At 68.1% G+C, this 16,267-nt stretch carries 11 protein-coding genes; 9 read left to right on the forward strand and 2 right to left on the reverse strand.

Annotated features, from left to right (window positions below; all coding sequences use genetic code 11):
* From ACFWF1_RS43795 to ACFWF1_RS43810, 4 genes are all read left to right on the forward strand, one after another.
* Positions 1–2,968 (forward strand): hypothetical protein (locus tag ACFWF1_RS43795; protein WP_379322286.1); only part of this gene is annotated, 2,968 nt, incomplete at its 5' end.
* A 50-nt stretch (positions 2,969–3,018) separates the two neighbouring features.
* A complete protein-coding gene (locus ACFWF1_RS43800) occupies positions 3,019–3,546 on the forward strand; it encodes a hypothetical protein (protein WP_379289764.1) in 528 nt (175 codons plus the stop codon).
* A gap of 30 nt (positions 3,547–3,576) precedes the next feature.
* Positions 3,577–3,861 carry a hypothetical protein gene (locus ACFWF1_RS43805; protein WP_379289766.1) on the forward strand — a complete coding sequence of 95 codons (285 nt, stop codon included), beginning with the start codon at positions 3,577–3,579 and terminating at the stop codon, positions 3,859–3,861.
* Complete coding sequence (locus ACFWF1_RS43810; RefSeq protein ID WP_379289768.1) at positions 3,851–4,447, forward strand: hypothetical protein; 597 nt, start codon at positions 3,851–3,853, stop codon at positions 4,445–4,447. The genes ACFWF1_RS43805 and ACFWF1_RS43810 overlap by 11 nt, the downstream gene beginning before the upstream one ends.
* Before the next feature lie 6 nt (positions 4,448–4,453).
* Here ACFWF1_RS43810 and ACFWF1_RS43815 read toward each other — a convergent pair whose 3' ends face one another.
* Positions 4,454–5,629: an ROK family transcriptional regulator gene (locus tag ACFWF1_RS43815; RefSeq protein WP_379289770.1), complete on the reverse strand. Its 1,176-nt coding sequence runs from the start codon at positions 5,627–5,629 to the stop codon at positions 4,454–4,456.
* A 103-nt stretch (positions 5,630–5,732) separates the two neighbouring features.
* Between ACFWF1_RS43815 and ACFWF1_RS43820 the strand changes: the two genes are divergently transcribed.
* The 3 genes from ACFWF1_RS43820 to ACFWF1_RS43830 all read left to right on the forward strand — a co-directional run bounded on the left by ACFWF1_RS43820 (position 5,733) and on the right by ACFWF1_RS43830 (position 8,837).
* Positions 5,733–6,815 carry a sugar ABC transporter substrate-binding protein gene (locus ACFWF1_RS43820; RefSeq protein ID WP_379289771.1) on the forward strand — a complete coding sequence of 361 codons (1,083 nt, stop codon included), beginning with the start codon at positions 5,733–5,735 and terminating at the stop codon, positions 6,813–6,815.
* On the forward strand, positions 6,812–7,549 hold the full coding sequence (locus tag ACFWF1_RS43825; protein WP_357390809.1) for an ATP-binding cassette domain-containing protein: 738 nt from the start codon (positions 6,812–6,814) through the stop codon (positions 7,547–7,549). Before ACFWF1_RS43820 ends, ACFWF1_RS43825 begins: the two co-directional genes overlap by 4 nt.
* Before the next feature lie 73 nt (positions 7,550–7,622).
* On the forward strand, positions 7,623–8,837 hold the full coding sequence (locus tag ACFWF1_RS43830; RefSeq protein WP_379289785.1) for a sugar ABC transporter permease: 1,215 nt from the start codon (positions 7,623–7,625) through the stop codon (positions 8,835–8,837).
* Positions 8,838–11,986: 3,149 nt separating this feature from the next.
* Here ACFWF1_RS43830 and ACFWF1_RS43835 read toward each other — a convergent pair.
* Complete coding sequence (locus tag ACFWF1_RS43835) at positions 11,987–12,157, reverse strand: hypothetical protein (RefSeq protein WP_379289787.1); 171 nt, start codon at positions 12,155–12,157, stop codon at positions 11,987–11,989.
* Positions 12,158–12,559: 402 nt separating this feature from the next.
* Here ACFWF1_RS43835 and ACFWF1_RS43840 point away from each other — a divergent pair, with 402 nt between their 5' ends.
* Both ACFWF1_RS43840 and ACFWF1_RS43845 read left to right on the forward strand, forming a co-directional pair.
* A complete protein-coding gene (locus tag ACFWF1_RS43840; RefSeq protein ID WP_379289799.1) occupies positions 12,560–13,600 on the forward strand; it encodes an alpha/beta hydrolase in 1,041 nt (346 codons plus the stop codon).
* A 131-nt stretch (positions 13,601–13,731) separates the two neighbouring features.
* Positions 13,732–14,760 (forward strand): cation diffusion facilitator family transporter, encoded by a 1,029-nt coding sequence (locus ACFWF1_RS43845; protein ID WP_379289788.1) that lies wholly within the window; start codon positions 13,732–13,734, stop codon positions 14,758–14,760.
* Positions 14,761–16,267 lie beyond the last annotated feature (1,507 nt).

Genomic DNA, 16,267 nt, shown 5'->3' on the forward strand with positions numbered 1-16,267 from the left:
CGGGCTCGCGGGCGGCGTGTTCCTGGCTGTGGTAGCGCTCGCGGGGTTGCTGGTGCTCTCGGTGGTCGCCGGTGCCGCGGTGGCGGTGCTGTTCGCGTTTGCCGTGGTGGCCACCGCGATTCAGCTGGTCGCGGCCGCGGTGTTCTGGGCCGGGCTGGCCGCGGCGGGCATCGTGTTCGCCGCGCTCGGTGCGGCGGGCGTCGCGCTCGCGGTGGTCGGCGGCCTGATCGCCACCCTCGCGCTGGTCTTCGCCGTTCCGGTGCTCGGGCCACTGTTGGCGCCGCTGCTGTTCATCGGGCTGGTCGCCATTCCGGCGGCGCTGGGGCTCGCGGTGTTGTTCGGCGGGTTCGGCCTGATCGCATTCTCGGTGTTCGCGTTGACCGGGACCGTGCTGTTGGCGATCGCGACACTCGCCGGGGCGGCGCTGCTGGCGACGCTGGCGTTCATGGTCACCATGCCGTACGCGATTCCGCTGATTCTGGTTGCCGCACTGGCCTTCTCGATCATCGCGGGGGTCGGCATCGGCGCGGTCGCCGCGGCGTTCGTGGTGGCGACCTGGGTGGGCGGTGGTGCCATCGTGCTCGGTCTGATGGCGTTCGCGCTCGCCGTTGTCGCAACGGTATTCGCGGGCGGTCTGGTGGTCTCGGTGCTGTCGTTCGTCATGCTGACCCTCGCGGCGTTCGCGGCGATCGTGATCAACCCGCCGCTCGCGCTGATCGCGATACCGCTGCTCTTCGGCGCGGTGTTGCTCGGCACACTGGCGACCATCGGCACGGTGGCCGTGGTCAGCACGCTGCTCGGCGGATTCGTCGCGGCGCTCGGGCTCGGCCTGGTGGCCGCCTGGGTGTTCTTCGGCGTGCTGGCGCTCGGTGTGTTCGTCGCCGCGTCCGCGCTGTTCCCGCCGTTGCTGCTGGTCACCATTCCGGTCGCGGCCGCCGCGTTTGCGGTCATGGCGGTGCTGGCGATCGCGGCACTCGCGGTCGGCGGTGTCGGCCTCGGCGCAATCCTGTTGGCGGGCTGGCTGATTGCGGCCGTGCTCGGCGTGGCGGCGGTGATCGCCACGGCTGCGGTCGCGGTGGTCGGGTTCGCGCTCGCCGCCGTGCTCACGGTGCCGTTCTTGATCTTCGGGCCGTTCGCGGTCGTGGTCTCGACGGCGCTGTCGCCGATCATTGCGCTCGCGCTGCTCGCGGTCTGGTCGCCGGTGCTGGTGGCCGGTCTGGTCCTCGCGGCGCTCGGTGTCGGCATCGGGCTGTTCGGGCTGGTCGGCCTGCCGGTGCTGGCGGCGATCATCGGAGTCTCGGTGGTGGCGGTGACGACCGCGCTCGCGGTCACGCTGTTCGTCGGCAGCCTGCTGCTCGACTTTGCCACGCTCGGCCTCGTCGCGGCGGTGCTCGCGCCGCTGGTCGCGTTGGCCGGACTCGGCGCGCTCGCGCTGCTCGCCCTCCCGGTGCTCGCCCTGCTCGCCGTGCCGGTACTCGGCCTGGCCGCGCTCGGTGCGCTGGCCTTGGTCGCGCTGCCGGTGCTGGCCGTGGTCGCGCTGCCGGTGCTGGGGCTGGCCGCGCTCGGTGCGCTTGCCGTAGTGGCCATTCCGGTGCTCGCGGTCCTCGCACTGCCGGTCCTCGCGCTGCTCGCCCTGGTGGTGGTGCCGCTGCTCGCACTGGCCGGCTTGGCCGCGCTGGCCGTGACCTTCGTGGCCGGTGCGGTCGCCGGGGCAACGGCACTCGCCGTAGCGGTGCTCGGCGTTCTCGCGATCGGCGCTCCGCTGGCACTGCTGGCGATCGTGCCGCTGCTGGCGCTGGCCGCGATCGGTGCGCTCGCGCTCCTCGCACTGCCGGTGCTGCTGATCGGCGGGGCCCTGGCCGCGGTGGTCGGCGTGCCGCTGGCCGTGCTCGGTGCGCTGGCGCTGCCGGTCGTGCTGATCGGCGGTGCGCTCGTTGGACTCGCCGCACTGATCGGTGTTCCGCTGGCCGCGGTGGGTGTGGTTGCGCTGCTGGTGATTCCGGCGCTGTTGGCGGCCGGCGCGCTAGTCGCGGTGGTCGGTGCCGCGCTCGCCGCGATTGCCCTCCCGGTCCTGCTGGTCGGTGCTGCGCTCGCCGCGGTTGTCGGCATACCGGTGCTTCTGGTCGGCGGTGCCCTCGCAGCCCTAGCGGCAGCTTTCGTCGCGGTGAAGCTGCTGATCTGCCTGCCGCTGGCCCTCGGCGCCCTTGCGCTGCTCGCGCTGCCAGTGCTCCTGGTCGGCGGTGTGTTGGCCGGACTCGTCGCGCTGGTCGGTGTGCCGCTGGCTGTGATCGGAGCGCTTGCGCTGCTTGCCCTTCCGGTCCTGCTCGCAGGTGGCGCGCTGGCCGCTCTCATCGGTGTGCCGCTTGCCGTGGCGGGTGCGATTGCGCTGCTTGCCCTTCCGGTGCTGTTGGCCGCTGGTGCGTTCGCGGCGCTGGTCGGTGTGCCGCTGGCGGGGCTCGGGCTGTTCGCGCTGATCGAGATTCCGAAGTTGCTCATCGGTGGTGCGCTGGCGGCGGCTGCTGTGGCGGCGCTGGCACCGTTTGCCGCGGTGGGTGCGGCGGCGCTGATCGCCGCGCCGTTGATCGGGCTCGCCGCGTTGATCGGCGCGCCGCTGGCCGCGCTGGGGGCCGCCGCCGCGGTGGCGCTCGCCCTCGCGATCGCCGTGTTGCTCACGCCGGGCGCGCGGGTCGGCATCATCTCCGGCATTCGGGCGGCGCTGGATCGCAATGGGCCGCTCGGTGCTTCGGGTGGCGGGGCGGCCGCGGCCGGCACGCAGTTCCTCGATGACATTCCTGACGATCCGAGCCTGGAGCAGCTGGCGGCCTCGCTGCAGCGACTACTCGCCCCGCTGCCGAGCGAGCCTGCGGCCGCGCCGGTCGCGTTCGCCGAGCTGCCCTACACCGGAAAGGGGGCCGCCGAAGCGGTGGCGCACGATCGCGCCGCGCACCTTGTCAGCGTTTCGATGTGACGAATCCTGCTCTGTGTCAAGACATCCGGTTCTAGCCAAGGAGATCAGACATGACGAACACCACGGAAACCCTGCACCTGGAGTACCTCTACGGCCCGCAGTGGCAGGATGCGGTCCGCATCATCGAACGCTCCGGCCAGTTGACCGCCGAAGAGCGGGAGAAGCTGAACGCGTCGGCGAAAAAGCTGATGCAGGACAAGGTTTCGGCCCTGTCCAACGGCGCGGGCCTGGAGGGTGGGCTCAGCGGCCTGCTGGCCGGGCTCGGCATGGGCGCAAACGCCCAATCGGTGGCGTCGCATCCGCTGAACATCGCGACCGCGACGGCCAAGGCGTTCGGGCGATCCCGCAACGTGCAGCTCGCGGGCATGATCGCCGGTCAGGCCGTGTCCCCGACAGCGGCGACCAGCGCGGGTGACCTCGGCGGGTTGCTCGAGTCGTTCGGTTCGATCGGCGCGGTAACCGTGGTCGGTCAGGCCGTCACGGCGGCAGTCCTCAGTGACCTGGTCGGCCAGGGCGAATTCACCCAGGCCGTCTACGACGAGCTGATGCTCCCGTGGAGCAGCAACATCGACGGGTAGTCCGCGACCAGCACGAAAGAGGTTGGCACCATGTTCGATTCGCGAAACATCGGCCCCGGTGGCATTGCCACCGACCCGCTCGGTGGACTGCTCGACGTCCAATCGTCGCCCATCGCGTTCGGCTACTACGAACAGAACGAGGTCGCGACGGCCACCGGCGTCGAGTGGAACGGCCGGCCCCGGACCGGGCCGATCGGGTGGTGGAATAGGCACCGGCACGTGCAAGCCGGGTTCGGCATGGCGATCGTCTTGACGCTCGCCTTCGTGCCCGCGGTGCAGAACGCGATCCTCACGGTGCTGACCCATGCTGGATAACGCACGCAGGCGGCCGTCACGCCGGGGGAGAGCCTCCCTCGGCGTGACGGCCATGGCCGTACTGTTCCTGGTCGCCGCCGCGCTGCTCAGCGCGTGTTCGAGCGCCGGCTCGAACGATGCGGTGCGCAACCGCGTCGCCGACGCCGACACCGCGGACTGTGCCCGCGGCGGCACGGCCGTCGCGGGTTTGCGCGACACCTTCCGCCAACTGTCCGAACAACTCGACGGCCTCGGCCCGGCCGCGTCCCGCGGCGACCTCGGCGAGGTGAAAACCCGGGTAACCCATGGCATGTGGTTGTCGAACCAGGTGTCGAACACGCTCAACCCGGTGGTCGATGGAATGGGATCCCCGCTCATCGGCAGCGCCTACCGCGACGTCGCCAACGCGGGCGGCCAACTGCACAATTCGCTGTCCGACTTCGCCGCGGTCCTCGACAACGGGAGCCCGGCGCAACCGGTCGCCGACTCGGTGACCGCCGCCCTGACCTCCCTCAACGGCTCCATGGACCGGATGCGCCGCACCTGCCCGACCGTCTTCGCCGAACCGAAGGGCCCGCAATACGGCCCACCGCTCAGCGCCCGCTGAGCCGAATCAGAGTCCGGTCGAACGTCTTTCGAAGAGCCGATCCCTGGCGACGGAGAGCGCGCGGGAGACCGCGCCGGTGAGGACGCCGTCGTCGCCGAGCGTGCTGGCGACGACGCGCGGGTGCAGCGGGCCGAGCTCGGCCATCCGGCGCGTGATCGCCGCGCCGAGCAACTCGAGGTTGTTGCCGATACCGCCGCTGAGCACCACGAGTTCCGGGTCGAGGATCGCGGCTACGGCGGTGATGAGCGCGCCGATCCGGCGTCCCTCGGACTCGACCACCGCCAAGGCGCGCGGGTCGCCCGCGGCCGCCGCGCTGAAGATCTCCTTGGCCGAGGCCCCGGCCAGACCGGCCTGCTCGGCCGCCCGTGCGACTCCGCCTGCGGCGGCGACGGTTTCGGTCATTCCGCGCTCGCGGGCATCGAGCGGGGGCGCGTCGACCTCGGTGGCGGGCAGGAACGAAACCTCGCCCGCCGCACCGGTGTTGCCGACATACAGCTCGCCGTTGATCACGATGCCCATGCCGACGCCGGTGCCGACCGAGATGAGCACGAAGTTGCGCACACCCGCGCCCGCACCGAAGGTGAGCTCGCCGACGGCGGCGAGATTGATGTCGTTCTCGATGGTCGATTCGACCTCGAGCGCGTCCCGCAGCTGACCGACCAGCCCGGCGCGTCCCCAGCCGGGCAGGTTCTGGGCGTAGTCGAGGCGGCCGGTGCGCGGATTGAGCACGCCGGGACTGCCGATGACCGCGTAGTGCACATCCGACCACTCGACGCCGGACTCCTCGGCGACCTCGTCCGCCAGCGTGCGCACCCGCCGCACCAGATCGGCGGCCGAACGGGCCGAGTTGCGTACGTCGCGCCGCCCGATGAAATCGCCGCGCAGGTCGGCGATGGCCAGGCGAATCCAGTTGCGGCCGATGTCTATACCGGCAACCACCCCGGCGCGCACGTTCACGTCGTAGAGTGCGGTGGTCGGCCCCGGCCTGCCGCTGAGTGACCCGACCAACTGCACCAGCCCGGCCTGCTCCAGTCCCGAAAGCGCCGCCGACACTGTCGGTTTCGACAATCCGCTGGCCTTGGCCAGGTCACCGCGCGAGGCAGGCCCGCTGAGCCGCAGGTAGTCGAGCAGCAGCCGCTCGTTCATCGTCCGAAGGAGCTGGGGATTGCCGACCCTACTCATCAATCCTCCTGCTCGTACCACTGGACACCTCGGTGTTAGTAAACTACCTTTCTTACCAACGCTCAACCGGGCGCTCTCACTCTCCTCTCGGCACGGTGACCTCATGCGTCGAATTCAGCTCCTCACCGCGGCGGCGGCCGCACTCGTCCTGGCGGCAGGCTGTAGCTCCGGCGACAGCACCAAAGACGCGAAATCGGGCAGCGACACCCCGACGATCGCGCTGCTGCTCCCGGAATCCAAGACCACCCGCTACGAAGCCTTCGATCGCCCGCTGTTCGAGGCGAAGGTCAAGCAGCTCTGCGGCAACTGCAAGGTGCTCTACTTCAACGCCGATCAAGACGCGGCGAAACAGCAGGGCCAGTTCGAATCCGCGCTCACCCAGGGCGCCGATGTCATCGTCTTCGACGCGGTCAACGCCGATGCCGTTGCGCCACAGGTGAACACGGCGCGGCAGAAGAAGATTCCGGTGGTCGCCTACGACCGGCTGATCTCCGGCATCAGCTACGAGTACTACGTGTCCTTCGACAATGTGAAGGTCGGCAAGGTGCAGGGCGAGGCGCTGCTCGCCGAGCTGAACAAGCGCGGCACCGCCGACAAGGGGCAGCTGGTGGTGATCAACGGATCGCCGACCGACCCCAGCGCGGGCGACTACAAGAAGGGTGCGCACGAGGCGCTGGACGGCAAGGTGAAGATCGGGCGCGAATTCGACACTCCCGATTGGTCTCCCGACAAGGCGCAGCAGCAGATGGAACAGGCCATCACCGCGCTCGGCAAAGACGCGATCGTCGGCGTGTACTCGGCCAACGACGGCATGGCCGGCGGCGCGATCGCGGCGCTGAAGCGGGCCGGTTACGCGACGCTGCCGCCGCTCACCGGGCAGGACGCGGAATTGGCAGGCGTGCAACGGATTCTGACCGGCGAGCAGACCATGACCATCTACCTGGACTACCGCGCCCAGGCGGAGAAGGCGGCCGAACTCGCGGTGGCCCTCGCGAAGGGCGAAAAGCCCACGGCACCTGCGAAAACCAATAACGGCGCGACCGACATCCCGTCGTACCTGCTCGACGCGATCGCGGTCGGCAAGGACAACATCAAAGACACCATCATCAAGGACGGCCTATACACCGTCGCGGATATCTGCACGCCCGATGTGGCGGCGGCGTGCCAGGCCGCGGGTATCAAATGACAGCTCCCACAACGGTTCTCTCGGCGCGCGGGCTGACCAAGCGCTACGGTGCGGTGCAGGCGCTCGACGGTGCGGATCTAGAGGTGCACGCCGGTGAGGTGGTCGCGCTGGTCGGTGACAACGGCGCGGGCAAATCGACTCTGGTGAAGGCGATTTCGGGCGTGACGGTGGCCGACGAGGGCGAGATCGTCTTCGCCGGTGCGTCCGTGCGGATCACCCGTCCGCAAGACGCGCAGGCCCTCGGCATCACCACCGTGTTCCAGGATCTCGCGCTGTGCGACAACCTCGACGTCGTCGCCAACCTGCATCTCGGTGCGGAGACCAGTATCTGCAGCGTGCTCGACGAGATCGAGATGGAGCGCAGCGCCCGCGATCTGCTCGCCTCGCTGGATGTGAAGATCAAGGACGTCCGCTCGCCGGTGTCCTCGCTGTCCGGCGGGCAGCGGCAGTCGGTCGCCATCGCGCGGGCGCTGCTCGGACGGCCGCGGATGGTGATTCTGGACGAGCCGACCGCCGCACTCGGCGTCGAACAGACCGCACAGGTACTGGCGTTGATCGGCCGATTGCGCGAGCGCGGGCTCGGCGTGCTGTTGATTTCGCACAACCTGGTCGATGTGCGCTCGGTCAGCGACCGAGTGGTGGTATTGCGGCTCGGCCGGAATGCAGGAGAGTTCGAGACCGCTAAAGCGACTCAAGAAGATATCGTGGCAGCGATCACGGGAGCGGCCGCATGAGAGAGCGAAGCGAACGAATCATGTCACAGCGTGCGTCGCACATGACGGAACCGAGCGCCAGCGAGGTGCAGTCATGAGTGACGTAGTTATGAAAAGACCTGTCTGGCAGGGAAACCAAGGGCGTGGATTAGCCGACGCCGCAATGGATCGGCTACGTCGCGGCGAGGTCGGATCGGTACCGGTGGCCATCGGCCTGGTCATCATCGGCATCGTGTTCTACCGGCTCAACGCCCATTTCCTGTCCCCGGAAAACCTCACCAACCTGGCCCTGCAGATGGCCGCGACCGGAACCATCGCGCTCGGCATCGTGCTGGTGCTGCTACTCGGCGAGATCGACCTCTCCGCAGGCTCGGTCAGCGGGTTGACGGCCGTGGTCATGACACTGCTCTACGTGCGGCACGGCTGGAACGTCATACTCGCGGTGCTCGCCGCCGTCGCTGTCGGTGCCGCGATCGGCCTGCTGCACGGACTGATGCGGACGATGCTGAGCATGCCGTCGTTCGTCGTGACGCTGGCCGGGCTGATCGGCTGGCAGGGCATGATGCTGTATCTGCTCGGCAAGGAAGGCACCGTCAACCTGCCGTTCGACCGGGGCATCGCCACCATCAGCGACACCTGGCTGCCCGCCGTGCTCGGCTGGTTGCTTGTGGTGCTGCTCGCTGGCGGACACCTTGTCGCGAGTCTGATCACTCGGCATCAACGGGTGCACGCGGGTCTCGACGCCACGGCGCCGGTCTGGATCGTGGTGCGGTCGGGCGGACTCGCCCTGCTGCTCGGCCTCACCGTCGTAGTGCTGAATTCCGATCGCGGTGTGCCGCTGACCCTGGTGATCTTCGGCGGACTCGTCCTCGGTCTGGATCTGATCCTGCGGCGCACCGTTTTCGGCCGCCGCATGTACGCGGTCGGCGGCAATGCCGAGGCGGCCCGCCGGGCGGGCATCAATGTCACCGCGATCCGCATCTACGCCTTCGTCGGCTGCTCCGCGCTGGCCACCATCGGCGGCATCCTCGCCGCCTCCCGGCTGGTCGCGGTCAACCAGAGTTCCGGCGGCAGCGACATCCTGCTCAACGCGATCGCCGCCGCCGTCATCGGTGGCACCAGCCTGTTCGGCGGCCGCGGCCGCGCCTACGCCGCGCTGCTGGGAATCCTTGTCATCCAATCGATTACGAACGGAATGCTGCTACTCAACGTGGACTCCTCGGTGCGCTTCATGGTCACCGGCGCCGTGCTCGCGATCTCGGTCGCCATCGACTCGGTCGCACGGCGCGGCGCCGAGGGAGCGCGCTGAGCCAGGGCGATCCCCCGATCGCCCGCCGGAGGGGCGCCTGAGCGCGACTTGGCTCGTACCGCGTTCAGGCGACCCTGCGGGCTCGCATGCCACCACGGAGGCTGCATGGGCTCCGCCTCCCCCGCCTGACCGCGCATGCCGCCCGTCGCCGCGCACGTTCTGCCCCACCGCGCAAGAAATCGCCCACTGATTCCTACGCCGCCGGCAAACTCGTGCGCCGCAGGCTAATCAATGCGCGGCCGCATTCAGCCGGAGGCAGGGCCGCGCTGCGCATGCACTGCTCCGCCGCGCACATGCTGTCCTGCCGCGCACGAAATCGCCCGCTGATTCGCGCGCGGCAGGGTGATTCGTGCGCGGCGGGTGACATCCGCGTAGGGCTGCGCCTACGGCCGTGGCGGCGGCGCGGCGGTGCTGGCCTCGTCCTTCGTCAGGGTGCGGTTGCTGGCGGCGAGAGTGTTCGCCTTCGGGTCCTGACCGCGTATGCCAAATGTCGCCGCGCACGTTCGGTCCCGCCGCGCAAGAAATCGCCCGCTGATTCGTACGCCGCCGGCAAACTCGTGCGCCGCAGCCCAATCTGTGCGCGGCCGCGTTCAGCCGGAGGCGGGGCCGCGCTGCGCATGTACTGCTCGGCCGCGCACATGCTGTCCAGCCGCGCATGAAATCGCCTGCTGATTCGTGCGCGGCGGGCAAATTCGTGCGCCACAGGCCAAGCAGTGCGCGGCTGCGTTCAGCCGGAGGCGGGGTCGCGCTGCTATGCACTGTTCCGCGACTATCCGCGTAGGACTGCGTCTACGGCCGCCGCGGCGGCGCGAGCGGCGCTGCTTCGTCTTCCGTCAGGGTGCGGTCGGTGGCGATGAGAGTGTTCGCCTTCGGGTCCTGACCGCGTATGCCGAATGTCGCCGCGCACGTTCGGTCCCGCCGCGCAAGAAATCGCCCGCTGATTCGCGCGCAGCGGGCAAATTCGTGGGCCGCAGGCGAGTCGGTGCGCGTCTGCGTTGAGCTGGAGGCAGGACCGCGCTGCGCATGCACTGCTCCGCCGCGCACATGCTGTCCTGCTGCGCACGAAATCGCTGGTTATTTCTTGCGCAGCAGGGTGATTCGTGCGCGGCGGGCGTCTACGGCGACTGCAGCGGCGCGGTCGGTGCTGGCTTCGTCCTCCGTCAGGGTGCGGTCGGCGGCGGCGAGAGTGTTCGTCTTCGGGTCCTGACCGCGTATGCCGAATGTTGTCGCGCACGTTCTGTCCCGCCGCGCAAGAAATCGCCCGCTGATTCGCGCGCAGCGGGCAAATTCGTGGGTCGCAGGCGAGTCGGTGCGCGTCTGCGTTCAGCTGGAGGCAGGGTCGCGCTGTGCATGCACTGCTCCGCCGTGCACATGTTGTCCTGCCGCGCACGAAGTCGCTGGTTATTTCTTGCGCAGCAGGGTGATTCGTGCGCGGCGGGCGACTATTCGTGTAGGCCTGCGTCTACGGCCGCGGCGGCGGCGCGGTCGGTGCTCGGCTCGTCCTCGGTCAGGGTGCGGTCGGTGGCGGTGAGAGTGTTCGCCTTCGGGTCCTGATCGCGTATGCCGAATATTGTCGCGCACGTTCTGTCTCGCGGCGCACGAAATCGCCCGCTGATTCGTGCGCCGCCTGAAAAACTCTTGTGCCACAGGCTAATCGGTGTGCGGTTGCGTTCAGCTGGAGGCGGGGTCGCGCTGTCATGTACTGTTCCGCCGCGCACGTGTTGTCCTGTCGCGCACGAAATCGCTGGCTATTTCTTGCGCGGCAGGGTGATTCGTGCGCGGCGGACGACATCCGCGTAGGACTGCGCCTACGGCGGCGCCGCGAGCGGCGCTGCTTCGTCTTCCATCAGGATCGGTCGGTGGCGGCGAGAGTGTTCGCCTTCGGGTCCTGACCGCGTATGCCGAATGTCGCTGCGCACGTTCTGTCCCGCCGCGCAAGAAATCGCCCGCTGATTCGCGCGCTGTCGGCAAAACTCGTGCGCCACAGGCCAATCAGTGCGCGGTTGCGTTCAGCTGGAGGCGGGGCCGCGCTGCGCATGTACTGCTCCGCTGTGCGCGTTTTGTCCTGCCGCGCATGAAGTCGCCCGCTGATTCGCGCGCGGCAGGGTGATTCGTGCGCGGCGGGTGTCTACGGCGACTGCAGCGGCGCGGTCGGTGCCGGCTTCGTCCTCCGTCAGAGTGCGGTCGGTGGCTGAGTGTTCGCCTTCGGGTCCTGACCGCGTATGCCGAATGTCGCCGCGCACGTTCCGTCTCGCGGCGCACGAAGTCGCGCGCAGCGGGCAAACTCGTGGGCTGCAGGCCAATCGGTGCGCGTCTGTGTTCAGCTGGAGGCAGGGTCGCGCTGCGCGTGCACTGCTCCGCCACGCACATGCTGTCCTGCCACGCACGAAATCGCTGGCTATTTCCTCGCGCGGCAGGGCGATTGATGCACGCCGGATGACTATTCGTGTAGGACTGCGTCTACGGCCGCTGCGGCGGCGTGGGCGGTGCTGGCTTCGTCTTCCGTCAGGGTGCGGTCGGTGGCGGCGAGAGTGTTCGCCTTCGGGGCCCGACCGCGTATGCCGAATGTCGCCGCGCACGTTCTGTCTCGCGGCGCACGAAATCGCCTGCTGATTCGTGCGCCGCCTGAAAAACTCTTGTGCCACAGGCTAATCGGTGTGCGGCTGCGTTCAGCTGGAGGCGGGGTCGCGCTGTCATGTACTGTTCCGCCGCGCACGTGTTGTCCTGCCGCGCACGAAATCGCTGGTTATTTCTTGCGCGGCAGGGTGATTCGTGCGCGGCGGACGACATCCGCGTAGGACTGCGTCTACGGCCGCCGCGGCGGCGCGGGCGGTGCTGGCTTCGTCTTCCGTCAGGGTGCGGTCGGTGGCCGAGTGTTCGCCTTCGGGTCCTGACCGCGTATGGCGAATGTTGTCGCGCACGTTCTGTCTCGCGGCGCACAAAGTCGCCCGCTGATTCGTGCGCCGTCGGCAAAACTCGTGCGCCGTCGGCAAAACTCGTGCGCCACAGGCCAATCGGTGCGCGGCTGCGTTCAGCCGGAGGTGGGGCCTCGCTGCGCATGTACTGCTCCGCCGTGCACGTGTTGTCCTGCCGCGCACGATATCGCTGGCTATTTCCTGCGCGGCAGGGGGATTCGTGCGCGGCGGCGACTATCCGCGTAGGACTGCGCCGGCGGCGTCGGCGGCTGCCACTACTGCGGCGGCGCGGGCGGTGCTGGCTTCGTCTTCCGTCAGGGGGCGGTCGGTGGCGCGGAATTGCGGACCGCAGGTGCGGGACTTGCGGCCCTCGCTTGCTTGGGTGCCCTCGTAGACGTCGAACACGGCGAAGTCTGCGAGGAGGTGGCCGCCGCGGTGCGCAGGGCCGATTCCACGGCGGCCGCCGACGTCGCCTTCTCCGCGCTGATCGAGACGTCCTGCAGCACCGCCGGGAACGGGAAAATTGTCGAGCGATGGGTACGTAGCGAGATCAGTACCGTGCAGATGCGTGAAGTGGGTCGGCGCTCGTGGGAGGGTCCTGGGCGCATCGTTGCCAGCGGCCAGGCGGTCCTGCGTCGAACACGCTGTGGCCCTCGGGCGGCAGTGCACCGGGGCGCCGCTTTGCTGTGTCCCAGCGAACATCCAGTAACGGACCTGGGTAAATGACCGACACGGTGGGGGAGTTGTGCATGAGTTGGAAGCCGTGAGGGTCGGGGTTTTTGGAGTGTGTTCGTGGATCGCAGATCGATGTGGGTGGTTCGGGCTCGGGCGGTAGTGCTCGCGGCGTCGCTGGGCCTCGGTGTGGGTGTCGCGGCCGGCGCGCCGGCGCAGGCGACGGCATCGAGTGCGCAGTGGGTTGATACGCCCGCCGCATCCGACGGGTCGGTGATCGCGCGGGTCGAGGAACCCGATGGGCGCAACATTCGGATCTGGGTGCGGTCGACGGCGATGGAGGGTGCGACCTTCCCGGTCGACATTCAGCGGCCCGCCGATACGTCCCAGGCCAGGCCGACGTTGTATCTGCTGAACGGCGCGGGCGGCGGTGTCGACGACGCCAGCTGGCAGTTGCGCACCAATGTGCTCGACTTCCTGTCGGACAAGAACATCAACGTGGTCCAGCCGGTCGGCGGTCAGTTCAGCTACTACACGGACTGGATCAAGGATGATCCGGTCCTCGGGCCCAACAAGTGGAAGACCTACCTCACCGAGGAGTTGCCGCCGCTGATCGATGCCGCGCTCGGCACCGACAAGGTGAATGCGATCGCCGGGCTCTCAATGGCGGGTACCTCGGTGCTGGCGCTGTCGATCGCGAAACCGGAGCTGTATCGCAGCGTCGCTTCCTACAGCGGATGCGCGCAGACCAGTGATCCGATCGGCCAGGCGTTCGTGCAGATGACGGTGGAGCGCGGCGGCGGCACCGTGGCCAACATGTGGGGCCCGCCCGACGATCCGCAGTGGGTGGCCAACGATCCGCTGGTGCACGCGGACAAACTGCGCGGCGTGAACCTGTTCGTGTCCAGCGGCAGCGGTCTGCCCGGTGCGCACGACACCCTCGACGGGCCGTTCCAGATCAAGCCCGGCGTTTCGCAGTGGGCCGATCAGCTGGCGGTCGGTGGCGCGATCGAGGCGGGCATCCGGTTGTGCTCGGCGAACCTGCAATACCGGCTCGACCAGCTGGGTATCCCCGCCACTTTCGACTTCACCCCGACCGGCACGCACTCCTGGGGCTACTGGCAGGACGCGTTTGTCGCCTCCTGGCCGGTGCTCGCGAAGGGGCTCTACAGCTGACACACTCGCCGACCGCAACGCTGTGATCCAGGTCATCCCATGTAGTAGGTTGCGGTCGGCATAGGGTGAGCTAAGGTGGTCGCACAGATGCAGATATGCGCATACATGGCGGTGACGAAAGCGGGCGGCTAATGGGACATGAACACGAGCACGGACACAGCCATGGCGGCGGCCACGGCGCACACTCACACGGTGTGTCCGGTGATGCCGATCGTCGCTGGCTGACGGTCGCGCTGGCGCTGATCGCCGGGTTCATGATGGTCGAGGTCGTCATCGGCCTGCTGGCGAATTCGCTGGCCCTGCTCTCCGACGCGGCCCACATGCTGACCGACGCGGCGTCGATCGTGCTGGCGCTCACCGCGATCCGGCTCGCCGCTCGCCCGGCACGGGGCAAATACACCTATGGCTTCAAGCGTGCCGAGATCCTGTCGGCACAGGCCAACGGCATCACGCTGCTGGTGCTCGCGGGCTGGCTGACCTACGAGGCCATTCGACGGCTGCTCGATCCGCCGGAGGTGACCGGTGGCCTGGTGGTCGCCACCGCGCTGGTCGGCATCGTGGTGAATGTGGCTGCGGCGTGGGCGATCAGCAAGGCGAACCGCTCCAGCTTGAATGTGGAGGGTGCGTTCCAGCACGTGCTAAACGATCTGTACGGCTTCATCGCAACCGCCGTCGCGGGCGTCGTCGTGCTGGTGACCGGATTCGCCCGCGCCGACGCGATCGCTACGCTGGTCGTCGTCGTCCTGATGGTGAAGGCGGGCCTCGGCCTGGTCCGCGAATCCGGCCGCATCTTCTTGGAAGCCGCACCGGCCGGCGTCGACCCGGACGCCCTCGGCCGCCGCCTGGTCGAAATGCCCGGCATCGACGAGGTGCACGACCTGCACGTCTGGCAGATCACCTCCGGCAACGTGGCCCTCTCCGCCCACGTCCTCGTCCAACCCGGCGCCGACTGCCACGGTCTACGCCAACAGATCGAACGCCTCCTCGACCACGACTACGAAATCACCCACACCACCCTCCAGGTAGACCACTCCCAACTGGTCTCCACCGCCGCCGGCCCCACCGCCGACCGCCTACTCCCGGTCCTGGAAGAACACTGCGACGAGTCCCACGGCCTCGTCCACCGCGACCGCCCCGGCGTCCCCCACCCCCACAGCTAACCCACCCCGCGCACCAAATCCGCACTCTCACTTGGGATCTGCACCGTCTCTAGGGCCCTATTTCGAGTGCAGGTCCCGAGAGCCAGTGCAGATCCCGAGCAATCCGGCTCGAGCCCGCCACGGCGGCGCTGATCGACGCCTCTCCGGCCCGTAGACACCGAGCCCACAGAGCGTGCATACCCCTCACAGCGTGTGGATACCTTGTGAAGGGTATGCACGCTCTGTGAAACTCCGTTCACACCAACGGGTTCCAGCACGCCGGAGCTCGTGGGCCGCAACCGTGGCCACGCCGTCACGCCAGAACCCGTTCGTACACCCTCCGCAGATCTGCACTCCCACTCGGGATCTGCACCGACTCTAGGGCCCTATTTCGAGTGCAGATCCCAAGAGCCAGTGCAGATCCCGAGCAATTCGGTCCGAACCGGCCACGGTGGCGCTGATCGACGTTTCTCTGGCCCGTAGACACCGAACCCACAGAGCGTGCCTACCCTTCACAGCGTGTAGAGCCCTTGTGAAGGGTTGGCATGCTCTGTGAAACCCACTCCACACCAACGGGTTCACCACACGGGAGCTCCCGGGCCGCAACTACGGCCAGATCGCCACGCGAGAACCCATCCGTACACCCTCGCTGTCAGCCCGCGTCGCTGTACCGGATGCGCAGCTGACACAACGGGGCACGGCTTTGTAGCTTCACCACCTCGGAGCTGAGATTCGCTGCATATCGAACGCGCAGGCCACAACCACAGCCCGGTCATCACACCAGGTCACCACGAACGCCCCGGAGTAGCCAACCCCAGGGCCAACCACGACCCGCGCGCCAAATCTGCACCCTCACTCGGGATCGGCACCGACTCTAGGGCTCTATTCCGAGTGCAGATCCCGAGAGCCAGTGCAGATCCCGAGCAATTCGGTCCGAACCGGCCACGGTGGCGCTGATCGACGCCTTTCCGGTCCGTAGACACCGGACCCACAGAGCGTGCATACCCCTCACAGCGTGTAGAGCGCTTGTGAAGGGTATGCACGCTCTGTGAGCCCCTTCCCCGCCAACGGGTTTCAGCACGCTGGAGTTCGTGGATCGCAATCACGACCAGATCACCATGCGAGAACCCATGCGTACACCCCCAGTGCCAGCCCGACACCCCCAGTGCCAGCCCGACACCCCCAGTGCCAGCCTGACACCCCCAGTGTCAGCCCGACACCGCCTGTACTGGGTGTGCAGCTGACCTAGTGGGGGCGCGGCAGTGGTTTCACCCCCTCGGGAAGCCGAGATTCGCTGGGTATCAAGCTCTCTCAACGTAACCACAGCCAGATGACCACCTCGGGAACGCGACATCGCGCGCCTGACCGATAACTAAAGCCGGGTACCCCACCTGACGTGCTCAGCACTACTCGGTCATTTCCCTTGGACGGGTAGGGAGTGTCAGATTAACGGTGGATCTGCCCTGGCATCGGTTAGTTACTACTCGGCGTGATGCGGCCTTCGAAGGTGATAGCGAAGGCGTTCAAG

The sequence above is a fragment of the Nocardia sp. NPDC060255 genome (genome assembly GCF_042727395.1).
Lineage (GTDB): Bacteria > Actinomycetota > Actinomycetes > Mycobacteriales > Mycobacteriaceae > Nocardia.

What these genes read in the sequence shown, in the direction of transcription:
- ACFWF1_RS43820 (WP_379289771.1), top strand. Translation starts at nt 5,733, where the DNA reads ATGCGTCGAATTCAGCTCCTCACCGCGGCGGCGGCCGCACTCGTCCTG.
- ACFWF1_RS43815 (WP_379289770.1), bottom strand. Translation starts at nt 5,629, where the DNA reads ATGAGTAGGGTCGGCAATCCCCAGCTCCTTCGGACGATGAACGAGCGG.
- ACFWF1_RS43845 (WP_379289788.1), top strand. Translation starts at nt 13,732, where the DNA reads ATGGGACATGAACACGAGCACGGACACAGCCATGGCGGCGGCCACGGC.
- ACFWF1_RS43830 (WP_379289785.1), top strand. Translation starts at nt 7,623, where the DNA reads ATGAGTGACGTAGTTATGAAAAGACCTGTCTGGCAGGGAAACCAAGGG.
- ACFWF1_RS43825 (WP_357390809.1), top strand. Translation starts at nt 6,812, where the DNA reads ATGACAGCTCCCACAACGGTTCTCTCGGCGCGCGGGCTGACCAAGCGC.
- ACFWF1_RS43805 (WP_379289766.1), top strand. Translation starts at nt 3,577, where the DNA reads ATGTTCGATTCGCGAAACATCGGCCCCGGTGGCATTGCCACCGACCCG.
- ACFWF1_RS43810 (WP_379289768.1), top strand. Translation starts at nt 3,851, where the DNA reads ATGCTGGATAACGCACGCAGGCGGCCGTCACGCCGGGGGAGAGCCTCC.
- ACFWF1_RS43800 (WP_379289764.1), top strand. Translation starts at nt 3,019, where the DNA reads ATGACGAACACCACGGAAACCCTGCACCTGGAGTACCTCTACGGCCCG.
- ACFWF1_RS43840 (WP_379289799.1), top strand. Translation starts at nt 12,560, where the DNA reads ATGTGGGTGGTTCGGGCTCGGGCGGTAGTGCTCGCGGCGTCGCTGGGC.